This window comes from Aestuariimicrobium ganziense (genome assembly GCF_015352975.1).
GTDB classification, from domain to species: Bacteria; Actinomycetota; Actinomycetes; order Propionibacteriales; family Propionibacteriaceae; genus Aestuariimicrobium; species Aestuariimicrobium ganziense.
Map to the genome: position 1 here is coordinate 471048 of NZ_JACYIZ010000001.1, position 16308 is coordinate 487355.

The following is a 16308-nucleotide window of genomic DNA, read 5'->3' on the forward strand; positions in this document are numbered from 1 at the left end:
TGATGGGCACATGCGCGTACCAATGGAGTTGCCTGTGGCACCCATGCTCGCGCGCATCGTGGACGAGGTGCCGGCCCACGACGCCGTGCCGGCCGGCCACGCCTACGAACCGAAGTGGGACGGCTTCCGTTGCGTGATCCTGCGCGACGGCGACCAGATCGAACTGTCCAGTCGGATGAACAAGTCGTTGACCCGCTACTTCCCCGAAGTGGTGGCCAGGATCGTCTCGGTGCTTCCCGAACGCTGCGTGGTCGACTCCGAGATCATCCTGCGCACCGGCGAGCCGGGGGCGGAGCGGCTCGACTGGGACGGGCTCAGCCAGCGGATCCACCCGGCCACCCGCCGGGTCGCGCAACTGGCGGTCGACACCCCGGCCGAACTGGTCTGCTTCGACCTGCTCAGCCTGGACGACGAGAACCTGATGCCGTTGCCGTTCCGGGAGCGCCGTCAGCGTCTGGAGCAGGTCTTCGAGCAGGTCGATCCGGACTACGGGGTGCACCTGACCACGATGACCACCGACGCCGACCTGGCCCGCGAGTGGTTCACCACCTTCGAGGGGGCCGGTCTGGATGGCGTGATGGTCAAGGATCTCGGCGCCCGCTACGAGCCGGGCCGGCGCAGCATGCTCAAGGTCAAGCACCGCCGCACCGCCGAGGCTGTGGTGATCGGCTACCGCCACCACGCCCGCGGCTCAGGCGTCGGTTCAGTCCTGCTGGGGATGTATGACGAGCGCGGCCGGCTGGTCAACGTCGGTGGCATCGGCGCCTTCAGCCAGTCGATGCGTGAGGCTCTACTGGCCGAACTCGAGCCGCTGGTGGCGCCCGAGGGGGAGGGTGTGGCCCTGCCGGCGAGCAACGGTCGGGTGCGGCTGGTCGACGCCGAAGCCCAGTACGTCGCGCTTCGCCCCGAACTGGTGGCCGAGGTGGAGTTCGACCAACTCGAGGGACGACGCTTCCGCCACGCGGTCACCCTAGTGCGGTGGCGCCCGGACCGCGATCCCCGCTCGTGCACCCTCGACCAGGTCGAGGTGGCCGCGGGCTACGACCTGGGCCGGGTGCTCAGCCGCTGACCAGCCTCGTCCAGCAGGTCGCGGGCATGGGCTCGGGCCGAGTCGGCCGACTCCAGCCCGCCCATCATCCGGGCGAGTTCCTGCTCGCGTTCGGTGCCCTCGACCACCCGCAAGCCACTGGTGGTCACCTGTCCGTCGGACGACTTGGCGACCACGACCTGACGGTCGGCGAAGGCGGCGACCTGGGCGAGGTGGGTGACCACGATCACCTGGGAGCGCCGGGCCAGCTGGGCCAGGCGTCGTCCGACCTCGAGGGCGACCGCACCGCCGATCCCGGCGTCCACCTCGTCGAAGACGAAGGTGTGGCCGGGGTCGTCGTCGGCGAGCACCACCTCGAGGGCGAGCCTCACCCGGGACAGTTCGCCGCCGGACGCCACCCGTGACAGTGGGCCGGGCATGCTGCCGGGGTTGGCGCTGAACAGCAGGCTCACCTGCTCGGCCCCGTACGGCCCCACCTGGGTTCGCGGTTCGAGGTGGAAGACGATCTGGGCGTCGGGCAGCGCGAGCGCAGCGAGTTCGGCCCCGGCGGCCTGCTCGAGGACGCGTGCGCCGGTGGCACGGCGCTCGGTGATCGCGGCAGCGCTTCGCGCCAAGTCGGTGTCGAGTGCGGTGAGGCGGTGCTCGAGGTCGGCGATCCGCTCGTCCGAGCCGTCGAGGTCGGCCAGCCGGGTGGTCGCGTCGTCGGCCCAGGCGAGCACCTCGTCAATGGTGGTGCCGTACTTGCGGGTGAGCCTGGCCAGGTCGGCCTGGCGGGCCATCACCGCGTCGAGCCGAGCGGGATCGGCAGCCAGGTCGTCGGTGTAGCGGGCGACGTCGGCAGCCAGGTCGTCGATCTGGCCGGCCAGGTCGTGCACGCGTTCGTTGAGGCCGCCAGCCTGGTCGTCGAGGCGGGCCAGTGCGGTGGCGCTGCGGCGGGCCAGGCCGAGCAGACCTGAGGCGCCGAGGCTGGCGTGGTCGTCGTAGCCACTGCCGTCGGGGTCACCACTGAGGGCGGCGGTGAGCCGGCCGGCCTCCAGTCGCAGCTCGTCCAGCGACTGCAACCGACGGGCCTCCTCGCGCAGCTGGTCGTCCTCGCCGGGCTGTGGTGCGACGGCGGAGACCTCGTCGCAGCCGAACCGCAGCAGGTCGGCCTCGCGGGCACGTTCCTGGCTGCTGCGGCGCAGGTCGTCCAGCTCAGCCACGAGGCGTTGGCGTTCGGCGTACAACTGCTGGTGGGCGGCCACCGCTGCGACGTGCTCGGGGCCGCAGGAGCGGTCGAGCAACAGGCGTTGCCGCTCAGGGCTGCCCAGCCTCACCTGCTCGGACTGGCCGTGGATGGTGACCAGCTCGCTGGTGACCCCGGCCAGGGAGGTGGCCGAGGTCTGCGCCCCACCGACCCACGCCCGTGATCGTCCCTGCTCGTTGACCTGGCGGGCGACCAAGAGCTCCTCGTCGTCGAGTTCACCGCCGGCGTCATCGACCAACGTCCCGACAGGGGTGCCGGCGGCCAGGTCGTCCCCGGCGAAGCGTCCTTCGACCCGGGCCGAGCGGGCGCCACGACGGACGACGCCGGGGTCGGCTCGCTCGCCCAGCAGCAGTCCGATACCGGTGGTGACCATGGTCTTGCCGGCGCCGGTCTCGCCGGTGAGCGCGGTGAGGCCGCTGGAGAACTCCACGGTGGCCTGGTCGATCACCCCGAGCCCGGTGATGCTGAGCTCGCGCAGGCTCATCGCGCGCGCCACCCCTGCACCGGCAGCCCGAACTTCTTCACCAGCCGATCAGCGAACGGTTGCGGCTGCAACCGCACCAGGCGAATATCGGTGTCCCCTCGGTTGACGGTGATCCGGCTGCCGGGTTCGATGTCGACGCTGCGCCGCCCGTCGCACCACACCACAGCGGCGCCGAAGGGGGCAGGCTGCACGTCCAGGTCGACCGCGGCCAGCGGACTGAGCACCAGCGGTCGGGCGAACAGGGCGTGGGCCGACAGCGGCACGACGATGATGGCCTGCACGTCGGGCCACATCACCGGGCCGCCGGCACTGAAGGCGTAGGCGGTCGACCCGGTCGGGGTCGAGACCAGCACCCCGTCACAGCCCCACTGCGACAGTGGACGGCCATCGATGCTGACCAGCACCTCGACCATGCGCTCGCGGGCAGCCTTCTCGAGCGAGACCTCGTTCATCGCGAACGACGACCACACCTTGGTGCCGTCAGGGTCGTGCACGTCAACGCGCAGGGTGAGCCGGGGCTCGACGCTGTAGTCACCGGTCGAGATCGCCTCGACCAGCGACTCCACCTCGTGGGCCTCGAGTTCGGCCAGGAAGCCGACGTGGCCGAGGTTGACCCCGAGCAGGGGGATGTCGAGCCGCTGGGCGAGTTCTGCGGCCTTGAGGATCGTGCCGTCACCACCGAAGACCACGAGCAGGTCGAGGTCGGGTGGGTTGTCGAGGTCGAGCGGTTCGGAGGCGACCGGCAGGAGCTCCTGTTGGGCCGGCACCAGGTGACAGCGCAGGCCACGCTCGCTGACACCGGCCACGAACTGGCTGGCGGTCTCGCGAGCCTCGGTGCGGGTCGGGTGCAGCAGGATGCCCAGCGAGGTCGGCCTGGTCTCCATGGAATGCCTCTCGTCAGTGGCGCCGGTGGGGCCGACACTGCCTCCCAGCCTAGCCATCAGTGCCCGGTGTCAGGGATGGCGGCAGAGCAGGAAGTGTTCCAGGTTGCCCGAGGGTCCGGGCAGGCGGCTGGGGGCCTGGTCGACGACCCTCCACCCCTGGGCCTCGACCGCCATGACCACCTGCTCGATGGCCTGGCGCCGCAGCACCGGGTCGTCCACCACTCCCCCGGCGCCGAGTGCCTCGCGACCCACCTCGAACTGCGGCTTGACCATCAGCAGGGCGGTGCCGTTCGGGTCGAGCACCGACAGCAGCGGCTCGACCACCAGGGTGAGCGAGATGAACGACAGGTCGGCCACGACGAGGTCGACCGTCGTGTCGCCGAGGTCGGCGAGGCCGAGTTCGCGCAGGTTGAATCCCTCCCGGGAGCGCACCCGGGGGTCGTCGCGCAGCACCGGGGCGAGTTGGGCGTGACCGACGTCGAAGGCGTGGACGAGGGTGGCGCCGCGGCTGAGCAGCACCTGTGTGAAGCCACCGGTCGAGGCTCCGGCGTCGAGGCAGGTGGCGGGGACGTCGACGTGCAGGTCGTCCAGCGCACCGATCAGCTTGTGGGCGGCCCGGCTGACCCACGGGTCGACATCGGCGTCGACCCGGTCGGTCTGGTTCACCTGGTGGGACGAGCGCGTGGTCGTCGTCCCGTTGACCCGCACCCGGCCCTCTCGGACGAGCCCCTGGGCGGCGGATCGTGACCGGGCCAGACCCAGGCGCACCAGGGCCAGGTCGAGGCGCTCGGCCACGTCAGCCTCGCTGCGGTGGCAGGCCGGGTATCGGGGTCTGCACCCCGTCACGGGAGTTCTCCAGCACCGACGACAACACGTCGGCCACTTGCGAGAGCCGGTCGTGGTGCTCGGTTGGCGGGTGCTGGGAGAGGTCACCGAACTCGGCCAGTGCGGCGTCGACCAGCCGGTTGCCCGTCGTCGGTGGAGGGCTGGTCTGCTCGCTGTCGCTCGCCTCGGAGTGCTGGTCGCTCACCGCTCGATCCTATCGTCGGGGTCGCCCAGCCCGCGGGCGGTGAGGGCCTCGCCGCTGCGTTGGGCGTGCGCGACCGCCATGATCACCACGGGGGTGAGCAGCCCGGCCACCCGCCGTTGGAGTCCGCGGGCACGGGCAGCCTGGCGCACCTGCCCGAACGAGTCGACCAGGTGGGGGATTGAGCGCAGCATCAGGGCCACTGCCAGCCCGAACCGCTCCGAGGCCTGCGGGACGAACCGGTCGAGCGGTCGGGCGACACCGACCAGGGCGTCGACAAGGTCAGCCGCCGGTGTGGTCATGGTGAGCACCCTCGACACCAGCAGGGCCCCGATGATGTTGGCCAACGTGGTGGTGCCGGCCTGCCAGCTGACGGCGATGAACCCGTACAGCGAGACCAGCACGGCCATGACCACGAAGTACCAGGGCAGTCGCAGCGACCAGCGGGCAGGGATCCGCGAGGCCAGCAGCAGACCTGCACCGAGGGCGACCAGGGCCAGGGCGAGCCACCACTGCCGCACGACCAGGCTGGCCAGGCTCGGCAGCAGGACGAGGGCGTACTTGGTGCCGATGCCGAGTCGGTGCACCCATGACCCGGTGGGCAGGTGCTGACCGAACAGTTGGGCGCCGGCTCTCACGTGGCACCCATCAGGCGTCGGTAGGAGTCGATCGCCCGGCCGGGCAGGTCGTCGGCCACCACGCGTCCCTCGTCGACGACGATGGCCCGGTCGCACGCGGCAGCGAACTCGAGGTCGTGGGTGGCCACCACCAATTGCTGGGGCAGTGCCAGCAGGGCGGTCTGCACCCGGTTGCGGTTGCGCAGGTCGAGCAGGGTGGTGGGTTCGTCGGCGACGATGACACTCGGCTCGACGGCCAGCACCGAGGTGAGCGCCACCAGTTGCCGCTCACCGCCGGACAGGTCGTGCACCGAGGAGTCGGCGAGGTCGGCGAGCCCCTGCTCGGTCAGCAGGTGGCGGGCCAGGGCACGACGCTGGCTGCGGTCACGATGGCGGCGGCGCAGGCTGAGTTCGACGTCGTCGGCCGGGGTCGACATCACCAACTGCGCCAGCGGTTCGGTGAAGACGAAACCCACACGACGCCTCACGGCCGCTCCGTCGCGGGCGGTGTCGAGATCGTCGACCAGCACCCGGCCCTGGCTGGGCAGGGTCAGGCCGTTGAGCAGGCGCAGCAGGGTGGACTTGCCCGACCCGTTGGCGCCGATGACAGCGGTGCGGGGGGTGTCGAGGTCAAGGGTGATCGGGTGCAGGATGGTGTGATCGACGGGCCGGCCCTGGCTGAACCCGGCGACGGTGACGCCGGCCCCTTCGAGCCGGATCACGTCAGGCGGTGACGGGGCCAGGCACCCGCCGGGTGGCCAGCAGTGCCGGGAAGGCCTTGTGCACCGCCACGGCCACGCCCGCGGCGATGGCGGTCTTGATCAGGTCACCGACCCAGAAGGTCATGTCGAGGGTGAACGCCTTGGCCAGCGGAAGGTTGACGTTGACCATCATGCCCGCGATGCCCATCGGGTGGACGAGGGTGAACGAGCCCACCAACCCAGCCAGGAACAGCCGCAGCCAGCGCTGGCGCCAGCCGCGACGCACCACGGCCTGGGCCAGCAGGCCGACCAGCAGCGCGTAGAGCGGGAAGCTGAGCAGGTAGCCAGCCGAACCTCGAGCCAACACCCCGATGCCAGCGGCGCCGTTCGCGAACACCGGAAGGCCGGCGAAACCGACCAGCAGGTAGAGGCTGGTGGCGGCGAAGGCGCGCCAGGGCCCGATCACCATCGCGGTGAGGCCGACGGCCAGGGTCTGCAGGGTGATCGGGACGACCACCAGGTTGATGCCCGGGACGAGGGAGAACGCGGCGATCAGCGCGGCGAACACGGCCACCAGGGCCACGTCCATCATGGGGTTCCGATCAGATCGGTTCAACGGGGGCCTCCTGGTCGACGACACAGCCTCGACCCTATCGCGCGGTTGCCTCAGTGCAGCAGCGCGAGCTCCTCGAGTGCGCGATCGGCGCGGGCCCCGTGGGTCCACACCACGTGCAGCAACGCCCACAGTGCATCCAGTTGGCCCTCGCGATCGGTGGGCACCTCGTCGAGGACTACCTCGCCGGCGGCCAGACGAACCGTGGCGTCGCCACAGGTGGTGCCTGTGCCGTGGACCACGAGCTGACGCTCAGGGGCCAACAGGGCGCGCAGGTCCCAACCCAGGTGGGTGGGGCGTCCGGTGTGGTCGGCGGCGACCAGATCGTGCTTGCCGTGGGCGCCGGTGAACACGAACAGCGAGTCCATGCCCACCGCGACCGCGCCCATGATGTCGGTGTCGATGCGATCACCGACGAAGATCGGGCGCTCAGCGGCCAAGCGGCGGACCGTCTCGTGCATCAGCGGCGTGTAGGGCTTGCCGGCGACCACGGGATCGACACCGACGACGTTGCGGACAGCCTGGATCTGCGACCCGGCGCCGGGCACCAGCCCGAGGTCGGTGGGTCGGGTCGAGTCGGTGTTGCTGACGTACCACCGGGCGCCCCGCTGGATGGCGAAGCATGCCTCGTCGACCAGTGACCACGGCAGCGCCGGGTGGTAGCCCTGCGCGACCGCGGTCGGCTGGTCACGATGGGACGAGACCGGCACCAGGCCCACGGCGGCGATCTCGGCCGCGAACGCCTCGGTGCCGACCACCAGGACCTTGGCCCCAGGCTCGAGCTCGGAGGCCATCAGCCGCGCGCAGGCCTGGGCACTGGTCACCACGTCAGCGACCTGGGCCGCGACGCCGAGTTCGTTCAAGTGGTCAGCCACGTGCTGGGGACTGCGGGCGGCGTTGTTCGTGACGAACCCGATGTGCACCCCGAGCGCGCGCAGGGCGGCGATACCGTCGCCGGCCCCCTCGACGACGACCGGTCCGAGGTAGACGACCCCGTCGAGGTCGAACAGGGCTGCGTCGTAGCCGTCCACCAAGGGCTTGCTCACGGCTGCTCCTCCTCGCCGGAGTCCTGGGCCTCGGCATCTGCGCTGGCCTCGTCGCCCTCGTCCTCGTCGTCGTCCTGCTCCGGGATCCCCCACTGGACGAGCGCGACGTCCTCGTCCTCCCGGGGCACCACGGGGCGTCCCTCGAGCTCGGCGAGCCGCTCGTCGGCGTCGAGGTCGTGGTCGGTGTCGAGTCGGTCGGCCTCGGCGAACATCCGCCCGGCCAGGTCGGTGTCGCCGTCCTGGATGGCGAGGTCGGCCAGGGCGTAGCGCAGTCGCGCCTGTGAGAGCTTGGGGCCTCGGCGGGAGCTGATCGCCTGCTTCAGCACCCGGACTCCCTCGTCGGCCTGGCCCAGGTCAGCGCGGGCACCCGCTTCGACGATGACCATCTCGAGCCACTGTTCTGGTGACAGTCCGCGTTCACCGGCCTGCTTGGCCAACTTGAGTGCTTCACGTGGACGACCCAGCGCCCGCTCGCAGTCGGCCATCACCGGCAGGTAGTCGGGCGATCCGGTCATCCGGTGCAGGGCCCGGTACTCGGTGAGGGCCACGGCCCACTCACCTGCGGCATGCGCGGTCTCGGCCGTCGCCTCGCGGACGACCGGGAGTCGAGCTGCGCGACGCCTCGCGGCCTGCGCGTGGGCCAGGGCGAGCTCAGGATCGGAGTCGAGTGCCTCACCGGCGGCCCACAGGTGGGCGCCGACGATGCGGGCCAGGTCGACGGGAAGCCCTCGCAGTTCGGCGCGCACGGCGCGGGGCAGGGCCTTCTCGTCGTACTCGACTGGGGTCTCGGGCTCGTTGGCCTTCGGGGCGAGACCGGGACGCTGCACCCGTTCCTGCTCACGGACCTGTTCGCGGGTCAGCCCTGGGTCCCGATCGCGATCACGCTGGAAGCGCCCGGGGCGACCCGCGTCGTCGCGGCGGGGCCGGTCATCCCGCTGCGGACGCTCACCACGGGGACGCTCAGTGCGGGGACGGTCGTCCCGGCTGTAGCGACTGTCACGCTGCGGCCGCTCGCCGCGTGCTCGGTCATCACGCCTCGGCCGGTCGTCACGCGCAAACCGATCGTCGCGCTGCGGACGCTCACCGCGTGGGCGGTCATCACGGCTGTATCGGCTGTCACGCTCACCGCGGGGTGCGGCGTCGCGCCTCGGTCGGTCATCGCGCCTCGGTCGGTCATCGCGGGCGAACCGGTCGTCGCGCTGCGGACGTTCACCGCGGGGCCGGTCGTCACGGCGGGGCTTGTCATCGCGCTGCGGTCGCTCTCCACGAGATCGGTCATCCCTGCGGGGACGCTCCGAGCCCTCCTGGCGAGGCCGGCGATCACCATCGCTTCGTCGACCGCCAAACCCTTGGCGGTCGGAGCCAGCTCGTCCGCTTCGGCCCCCTGGACGCGCGCCGTCGCCTCGTCCACCACGACGATCATCTTCTCGACGCGAGTCACTCATGGGCTCCATCCTGCCGCACCGTGACCGGCCGGAGCAAAGGCCACCACAGGCGACTAGCACAAATGAAAAACACCCCTGCCGGACCTGATTGTTCAGGTCCGGCAGAGGTGTGTGTAAGTCCGGCGACGTCCTAGTCTCCCACAGGGTCCCCCCTGCAGTACCATCGGCGCTGAAAGGCTTAACTTCCGGGTTCGGAATGGAGCCGGGTGTTTCCCTTTCGCCATGGTCACCGAAACACTATGGAGATGTGTCGGATTCCGACGAGTCACGAGAGTGACTCAGCCAGGTTCCCGACCGTATCTCGGGAACCACACAGTGGACGCGTAGCATCTTTGTAGTAAACAAGCCCTCGGCCTATTAGTATCGGTCAGCTCCATGCCTTGCAGCACTTCCACATCCGACCTATCACCCGGTGGTCTGCCGGGGGCCTTACCAGATTATTCTGTGGGAGCCCTCATCTTGAAGTATGCTTCCCGCTTAGATGCTTTCAGCGGTTATCACTTCCCAACGTAGCCAACCAGCCGTGCTCTTGGCAGAACAACTGGCACACCAGAGGTTGGTCCGTCCCGGTCCTCTCGTACTAAGGACAGCTCTTCTCAAGACTCCTACGCGCGCAGCGGATAGGGACCGAACTGTCTCACGACGTTCTAAACCCAGCTCGCGTGCCGCTTTAATGGGCGAACAGCCCAACCCTTGGGACCGGCTACAGCCCCAGGATGCGACGAGCCGACATCGAGGTGCCAAACCATGCCGTCGCTGTGAGCGCTCGGGCAAGATCAGCCTGTTATCCCCGGGGTACCTTTTATCCGTTGAGTGACGGCGCTTCCACATGCCACCGCCAGATCACTAGTCCCGACTTTCGTCCCTGCTCGAGGTGTCCCTCTCACAGTCAAGCTCCCTTGTGCACTTACACTCAACACCTGATTGCCAACCAGGCTGAGGGAACCTTTGGGCGCCTCCGTTACCTTTTGGGAGGCGACCGCCCCAGTCAAACTACCCATCAGGCACTGTCCCTGATCCAGATGATGGACCTAGGTTAGATATCCAGAACGACCAGAGTGGTATTTCACCGTTGACTCCACCTGAACTGGCGTCCAAGCTTCAAAGTCTCCCACCTATCCTACACAAGTCGCACCAAACACCAATACCAAACTATAGTAAAGGTCCCGGGGTCTTTCCGTCCTGCTGCGCGTAACGAGCATCTTTACTCGTAATGCAATTTCGCCGAGTTCATGGTGGAGACAGCGCCCAAATCGTTACTCCATTCGTGCAGGTCGGAACTTACCCGACAAGGAATTTCGCTACCTTAGGATGGTTATAGTTACCACCGCCGTTTACTGGGGCTTAAGTTCAGTGCTTCGCTTGCGCTGACACTTCCCGTTAACCTTCCAGCACCGGGCAGGAGTCAGTCCGTATACATCGTCTTTCAACTTGGCACGGACCTGTGTTTTTAGTAAACAGTCGCTTGGGCCTGGTCTCTGCGACCTTCAGCGCTTCAGAAGCAAGTTCCTACACGCGTCCGGTCCCCCTTATCCCGAAGTTACGGGGGTATTTTGCCGAGTTCCTTCACCATGATTATCTCGATCGCCTTGGTATTCTCTACCTATCCACCTGTGTCGGTTTGGGGTACGGGCGGCTAATATGTCGCTCACGAAGCTTTTCTAGGCAGCATAGGATCACTCACTCTTGGAAAAATCCAATCACGACGTCACGTCTCAGGCACATGAGGTGCGGATTTGCCTACACCTCGCCCTACACGCTTGTCCCCGGACTACCATCGCCGGGGTTGAGCTACCTTCCTGCGTCCCTCCGCAGCTTGCCTAATACAGGTTTGGATCGCAGACTCAGTGGTTTCCGCCCGAAGGCATCCACCACCTCGCGTGCTTAGCATTACCTGGTTCGGCATGGGCCATATTTCGCCGGTACGGGAATATCAACCCGTTGTCCATCGACTACGCCTGTCGGCCTCGCCTTAGGTCCCGACTCACCCAGGGCAGATTAGCTTGACCCTGGAACCCTTGGATATTCGGCGGACGGGTTTCTCACCCGTCTTTCGCTACTCATGCCTGCATTCTCACTCGTGTGCTCTCCACGGCTGGGTCACCCCGCCGCTTCTCCGTGCACACGACGCTCCCCTACCCATCCACGCACCTGGACCGAAGTCAGGTACACGCGTGAATGCCACAGCTTCGGCGGATAACTTGAGCCCCGCTAAATTGTCGGCGCAGAATCACTTGACCAGTGAGCTATTACGCACTCTTTCAAGGGTGGCTGCTTCCAAGCCAACCTCCTGGTTGTCTCCGCAACTCCACATCCTTTTCCACTTAGTTATCGCTTAGGGGCCTTAGCTGGTGATCTGGGCTGTTTCCCTCTCGACTACGAACCTTATCGCCCGCAGTCTCACTGCTGCGCTCTCACTTGCCGGCATTCGGAGTTTGGTTGATTTCGGTAAGCTTGTGGGCCCCCTAGACCATCCAGTGCTCTACCTCCGGGAAGAAACACGCAACGCTGCACCTATATGCATTTCGGGGAGAACCAGCTATCACGTAGTTTGATTGGCCTTTCACCCCTATCCACAGCTCATCCCCTCGGTTTTCAACCCAAGTGGGTTCGGGCCTCCACGACGTCTTACCGTCGCTTCACCCTGGCCATGGATAGATCACTACGCTTCGGGTCTAGAGCATGCGACTCAACGCCCTGTTCGGACTTGCTTTCGCTACGGCTTCCCCACACGGGTTAACCTCGCCACACACCACTAACTCGCAGGCTCATTCTTCAAAAGGCACGCCGTCACCCCGAAGGGCTCCGACGGATTGTATGCGATCGGTTTCAGGTACTATTTCACTCCCCTCCCGGGGTACTTTTCACCTTTCCCTCACGGTACTTGTCCGCTATCGGTCACCAAGGAGTATTTAGGCTTAACGGGTGGTCCCGCCAGATTCACGCGGAATTTCAGGGGTTCCGCGTTACTTGGGATGACGCTCGAGAGTGATGTGCTTACGTCTACAGGGGTCTCACCTTCTTTGCCGAACCTTCCCAGGTTCTTCGACTTCACAGATCATTTTTGACTCTCTGAGTTGATGACAGTCAACTCTGAGCGGTCCCACTACCCCGTATATGCAACGCCTGTCAGCTATCACACACATACGGTTTGGCCTCTTCCGCGTTCGCTCGCCACTACTTACGGAATCACGGTTGTTTTCTTTTCCTGTGGGTACTGAGATGTTTCACTTCCCCACGTTCCCTCCAACTGCCCTATGTGTTCAGGCAGAGGTCGCCGGACATGACTCCGGTATCTTCGAGGTTTCCCTATTCGGAGATCCCCGGATCAAAGCTTGTTTACCAGCTCCCCAGGGCTTATCGCAGGTTACAACGTCCTTCATCGGCTCTTGGTGCCAAGGCATCCACCGATCGCACTTAGTAGCTTGTTGTTACTACAAAGATGCTCGCGTCCACTGTGTAGTTCTCAAGATACGGGCGGGCCCAGGACCACGTGCCGGCGTACAGCCGGTTCGCAGTAGCTGGTCCGCGTCGAAGAGAGGTTGCATCGCAACCGACCCTTCAGGACCCAACAGCGTGCTCGGGCTCGTTCGCTGCCCCTCGATGTTCCACTCCCTTGCGGGTTGTACTGACGAGGCGTGCGCCACGAGCTTCAGGTCAATGTTCCACTGTTCCGGTTGCCTGCTGCGCCAAGGACGATCGCCTTGGAACACAGCGCTGGACCAGGTCAGTTGTGACTGCCTGGCCAATGGCTCCTTAGAAAGGAGGTGATCCAGCCGCACCTTCCGGTACGGCTACCTTGTTACGACTTAGTCCTAATTACCAGTCCCACCTTCGACGGCTCCCTCCACAAGGGTTGGGCCACCGGCTTCGGGTGTTACCGACTTTCATGACTTGACGGGCGGTGTGTACAAGCCCCGGGAACGTATTCACCGCAGCATTGCTGATCTGCGATTACTAGCGACTCCGACTTCATGGGGTCGAGTTGCAGACCCCAATCCGAACTGAGACTGGCTTTTTGGGATTCGCTCAACTTTGCAGTATTGCAGCCCTTTGTACCAGCCATTGTAGCATGTTTCAAGCCCTGGACATAAGGGGCATGATGACTTGACCTCATCCCCACCTTCCTCCGAGTTGGCCCCGGCGGTCTCCAATGAGTCCCCACCATTACGTGCTGGCAACATTGGACGAGGGTTGCGCTCGTTGCGGGACTTAACCCAACATCTCACGACACGAGCTGACGACAGCCATGCACCACCTGTATACCGACCAAAAAGGGGCACCTGTCTCCAGATGTTTCCGGTATATGTCAAACCCAGGTAAGGTTCTTCGCGTTGCATCGAATTAATGAACATGCTCCGCCGCTTGTGCGGGGCCCCGTCAATTCCTTTGAGTTTTAGCCTTGCGGCCGTACTCCCCAGGCGGGGTACTTAATGCGTTAGCTGCGGCACGGAGAACGTGGAATGTCCCCCACACCTAGTACCCACCGTTTACGGCGTGGACTACCAGGGTATCTAAGCCTGTTTGCTCCCCACGCTTTCGCTTCTCAGCGTCAGGAAAGGTCCAGAGAACCGCCTTCGCCACCGGTGTTCCTCCTGATATCTGCGCATTCCACCGCTCCACCAGGAATTCCGTTCTCCCCTACCTTCCTCAAGTCAGCCCGTATCGCAAGCAGGCTCAGGGTTGAGCCCTGAGTTTTCACTTACGACGCGACAAACCGCCTACAAGCTCTTTACGCCCAATAATTCCGGACAACGCTCGCACCCTACGTATCACCGCGGCTGCTGGCACGTAGTTGGCCGGTGCTTCTTCTGCAGGTACCGTCACTTTCGCTTCGTCCCTGCTGAAAGCGGTTTACGACCCGAAGGCCGTCATCCCGCACGCGGCGTTGCTGCATCAGGCTTGCGCCCATTGTGCAATATTCCCCACTGCTGCCTCCCGTAGGAGTCTGGGCCGTGTCTCAGTCCCAGTGTGGCCGGTCGCCCTCTCAGGCCGGCTACCCGTCGAAGCCTTGGTGGGCCGTTACCTCACCAACTAGCTGATAGGCCGCGAGTCCATCCCAGACCGCCGGAGCTTTCCAACTCGGCAGATGCCTGCTGTGTTCGTATCCGGTATTAGCAGCTGTTTCCAGCTGTTATCCCAGAGTCTGGGGCAGGTTACTCACGTGTTACTCACCCGTTCGCCGCTCGTGTACCCCGAAGGGCCTTACCGCTCGACTTGCATGTGTTAAGCACGCCGCCAGCGTTCGTCCTGAGCCAGGATCAAACTCTCCGTTGAAAAATATCGACGTCCGACCGAAGCCGGGTTGTCGTCAACGAGTTTGATGACCTGACGCAATCCATTGCTGGATCAATCAATTTCATCAAAGGAATCCTATGCTCGGCCGGCTACCAGTTGCCTGGCGTCCTGCCTCGCACGGGACATATTTTGTGCATAATTTGGCATTGACTTTAAGCACGCTGTTGAGTTCTCAAGTTTCGGGTGCGTCCCGCGCCTTGGCCTTGGGGGCCGCCGCTTGGGGCAACTCGACCAACTCTAGTGAGCCAGACCCTCGGAGTCAAATCCTCGTGTCCCGCTCCCTCAGCCCCCTTCCAGGTGCCGACACCGAGGTGTCTTTCCTAGTCAGGAGGAGTTGGGTGCTCTTTCGAGCGAGTTCCTACTCTACCTTGCGGATCTCGTCCCAGTCAAACCGACTGTCGCGCTTCTCCGCTCACTCCGCGACGCAGCTGCAGGGCGTTCGGTGGGCTCTCTCTGAACACACACCGATTCCCTGAAGTCGAGGGCTGGAGTGGCCTGAGGTCCGTCCTGGAGCCGGCCCTTGCGGGCTGCTTCCTCGTCCGTGTCACCGTCAAGGCTCGGACTACATTACCCAGCACTCGGGGCCTGCGCAAATCAGCCTCGTGTGAGCTTGGTCACAGCCCATCTGCCCTGCTCAGGACACGGTCACCGCCCCGATGGTGCGCTTGCCACGCCTGAGCAGGGCGTGTCGCCCGGCGAGCAGGTCGTCGCGCTGCAGCTGTGCCTCGGCGTCGGTGATCCGCTGGTTGTTCAGGTAGGCGCCACCCTCGTCGATCGCCCGACGGGCGGCCGAGCGTGAGCTGACCACGCCGCTGGTCTCGAGCGCCTCGACCATCGTGGGCAGCTCGGTTCCCGTCCACGCGGTGCCACCGACCTCCTGGACCACCGCGTCGATCGTGGCTGCCGGCAGTGCCTGCAGGTCGCCTCTTCCGAACAGGGCGTCGGCGGCGGCCACCGCGGCCTCGCGCTCGGCCACCGAGTGCACCATGTCGGTGACGTCGTCGGCCAACGCACGCTGGGCGGCGCGCTTCCAGGGTTCCTCGGCGGTGAGTCGTCCGAGTTCGTCGATCTCGTCGCGGCCACGGAAGCTGAACACCTTGAGGTACTCGACCACCTTGGCGTCCTCGGCATTGAGCAAGAACTGGTGCAGGGCGTAGGGCGAGGTCATGGTGGGGTCGAGCCAGACCGCACCGCCCTCGCTCTTGCCGAACTTGGTGCCGTCGGCCTTGGTCAACAGCGGAGTGGCCAGCGCATGCACTCGCTCACCATCGGCCCTGCGGATCAGTTCCACTCCGGCGGTGATGTTGCCCCACTGGTCCGATCCACCGGTCTGCAGGGTGACCCCGTTGCGGCGGAACAGGTTGAGGTAGTCCATCGACTGCAGCAGCACGTAGCTGAACTCGGTGTAGGAGATCCCCGACTCCAGCCGCCTGGCCACGACGTCGCGCGCGAGCATCCGGTTGACCGGGAAGTGCTTGCCGATGTCGCGCAGGAACTCGATGACGTTGATCTGCGAGGTCCAGTCGAGGTTGTTGACGATCGTGGCCGCAGCCGGACCCGTGAAGTCCACGTACTGCCCCACCTGGTCGCGCAGCCGCTCGACCCAGCCGGCCACCACCTCGGGTGAGTTCATCACTCGCTCCCCCACCTCGCGCGGGTCACCGATCAGGCCGGTGGCCCCACCGACCAGCAGCACCGGGCGGTGACCCGCCTGCTGCAGGCGCCGGGCGGTGAGCAACTGGATGAGGTGACCATGGTGCAGGCTCGGAGCCGTCGGGTCGAAGCCGACGTAGAACGAGATCGGCTCGCCACCCAGGTGTGCCCTCAGTCCTTCGGGGTCGGTGGAGTGGGCGATCAGGCCTCGCCAGGTCAGCTCATCGAAGACGTTCACGCCGGTCA

The 16308-nt window shown here is 65.7% G+C and carries 12 protein-coding genes and 3 rRNA genes; 1 reads left to right on the forward strand and 14 read right to left on the reverse strand.

Features of this window, described 5'->3' with window-relative positions; genetic code table 11:
- Nucleotides 1-43 precede the first annotated feature (43 nt).
- Nucleotides 44-1069 (forward strand): ATP-dependent DNA ligase, encoded by a 1026-nt coding sequence (locus IE660_RS02320; RefSeq protein ID WP_235996710.1) that lies wholly within the window; start codon nucleotides 44-46, stop codon nucleotides 1067-1069.
- Here IE660_RS02320 and recN read toward each other — a convergent pair.
- The 14 genes from recN to tyrS all read right to left on the reverse strand — a co-directional run bounded on the left by recN (nucleotide 1039) and on the right by tyrS (nucleotide 16300).
- Complete coding sequence (gene recN / locus IE660_RS02325) at nucleotides 1039-2778, reverse strand: DNA repair protein RecN (protein WP_203566685.1); 1740 nt, start codon at nucleotides 2776-2778, stop codon at nucleotides 1039-1041. The two genes, IE660_RS02320 and recN, sit on opposite strands and share 31 nt — an antisense overlap.
- Nucleotides 2775-3662: an NAD kinase gene (locus IE660_RS02330; protein ID WP_203566686.1), complete on the reverse strand. Its 888-nt coding sequence runs from the start codon at nucleotides 3660-3662 to the stop codon at nucleotides 2775-2777. Before IE660_RS02330 ends, recN begins: the two co-directional genes overlap by 4 nt.
- Nucleotides 3663-3731: 69 nt before the next feature.
- On the reverse strand, nucleotides 3732-4457 hold the full coding sequence (locus IE660_RS02335; protein ID WP_203566687.1) for a TlyA family RNA methyltransferase: 726 nt from the start codon (nucleotides 4455-4457) through the stop codon (nucleotides 3732-3734).
- Nucleotide 4458: 1 nt separating this feature from the next.
- The gene (locus IE660_RS02340) at nucleotides 4459-4692 is read right to left on the reverse strand and encodes a hypothetical protein (RefSeq protein ID WP_203566688.1); all 234 of its coding nucleotides are present in this window, start codon (nucleotides 4690-4692) and stop codon (nucleotides 4459-4461) included.
- Nucleotides 4689-5327 (reverse strand): energy-coupling factor transporter transmembrane component T family protein, encoded by a 639-nt coding sequence (locus IE660_RS02345; RefSeq protein ID WP_203566689.1) that lies wholly within the window; start codon nucleotides 5325-5327, stop codon nucleotides 4689-4691. The genes IE660_RS02340 and IE660_RS02345 overlap by 4 nt, the downstream gene beginning before the upstream one ends.
- Complete coding sequence (locus IE660_RS02350) at nucleotides 5324-6028, reverse strand: energy-coupling factor ABC transporter ATP-binding protein (RefSeq protein ID WP_203566690.1); 705 nt, start codon at nucleotides 6026-6028, stop codon at nucleotides 5324-5326. Before IE660_RS02350 ends, IE660_RS02345 begins: the two co-directional genes overlap by 4 nt.
- Nucleotide 6029: 1 nt before the next feature.
- Nucleotides 6030-6623 carry a biotin transporter BioY gene (locus tag IE660_RS02355; protein WP_235996713.1) on the reverse strand — a complete coding sequence of 198 codons (594 nt, stop codon included), beginning with the start codon at nucleotides 6621-6623 and terminating at the stop codon, nucleotides 6030-6032.
- 50 nt (nucleotides 6624-6673) lie between these two features.
- A complete protein-coding gene (locus IE660_RS02360; RefSeq protein ID WP_203566691.1) occupies nucleotides 6674-7666 on the reverse strand; it encodes an HAD-IIA family hydrolase in 993 nt (330 codons plus the stop codon).
- Complete coding sequence (locus IE660_RS02365; RefSeq protein WP_203566692.1) at nucleotides 7663-8493, reverse strand: tetratricopeptide repeat protein; 831 nt, start codon at nucleotides 8491-8493, stop codon at nucleotides 7663-7665. The genes IE660_RS02360 and IE660_RS02365 overlap by 4 nt, the downstream gene beginning before the upstream one ends.
- A 29-nt stretch (nucleotides 8494-8522) precedes the next feature.
- Entirely contained in the window at nucleotides 8523-9107 is a 585-nt protein-coding gene (locus tag IE660_RS02370) for a hypothetical protein (RefSeq protein WP_203566693.1), read from the reverse strand.
- A gap of 121 nt (nucleotides 9108-9228) precedes the next feature.
- A 5S ribosomal RNA gene (rrf, locus tag IE660_RS02375) occupies nucleotides 9229-9345 on the reverse strand.
- Nucleotides 9346-9448: 103 nt separating this feature from the next.
- Nucleotides 9449-12542: ribosomal RNA gene (locus IE660_RS02380) — 23S ribosomal RNA — on the reverse strand.
- A gap of 329 nt (nucleotides 12543-12871) precedes the next feature.
- Nucleotides 12872-14388 (reverse strand): 16S ribosomal RNA (locus tag IE660_RS02385).
- The 16S, 23S and 5S rRNA genes sit together here, the layout of an rRNA operon.
- A 655-nt stretch (nucleotides 14389-15043) precedes the next feature.
- Nucleotides 15044-16300, reverse strand: a complete 1257-nt coding sequence (gene tyrS, locus IE660_RS02390; RefSeq protein ID WP_328701807.1) for a tyrosine--tRNA ligase — start codon at nucleotides 16298-16300, stop codon at nucleotides 15044-15046.
- Nucleotides 16301-16308 lie beyond the last annotated feature (8 nt).

What these genes read in the sequence shown, in the direction of transcription:
- IE660_RS02320 (WP_235996710.1), top strand. Translation starts at nt 44, where the DNA reads ATGCTCGCGCGCATCGTGGACGAGGTGCCGGCCCACGACGCCGTGCCG.
- recN (WP_203566685.1), bottom strand. Translation starts at nt 2,778, where the DNA reads ATGAGCCTGCGCGAGCTCAGCATCACCGGGCTCGGGGTGATCGACCAG.
- IE660_RS02330 (WP_203566686.1), bottom strand. Translation starts at nt 3,662, where the DNA reads ATGGAGACCAGGCCGACCTCGCTGGGCATCCTGCTGCACCCGACCCGC.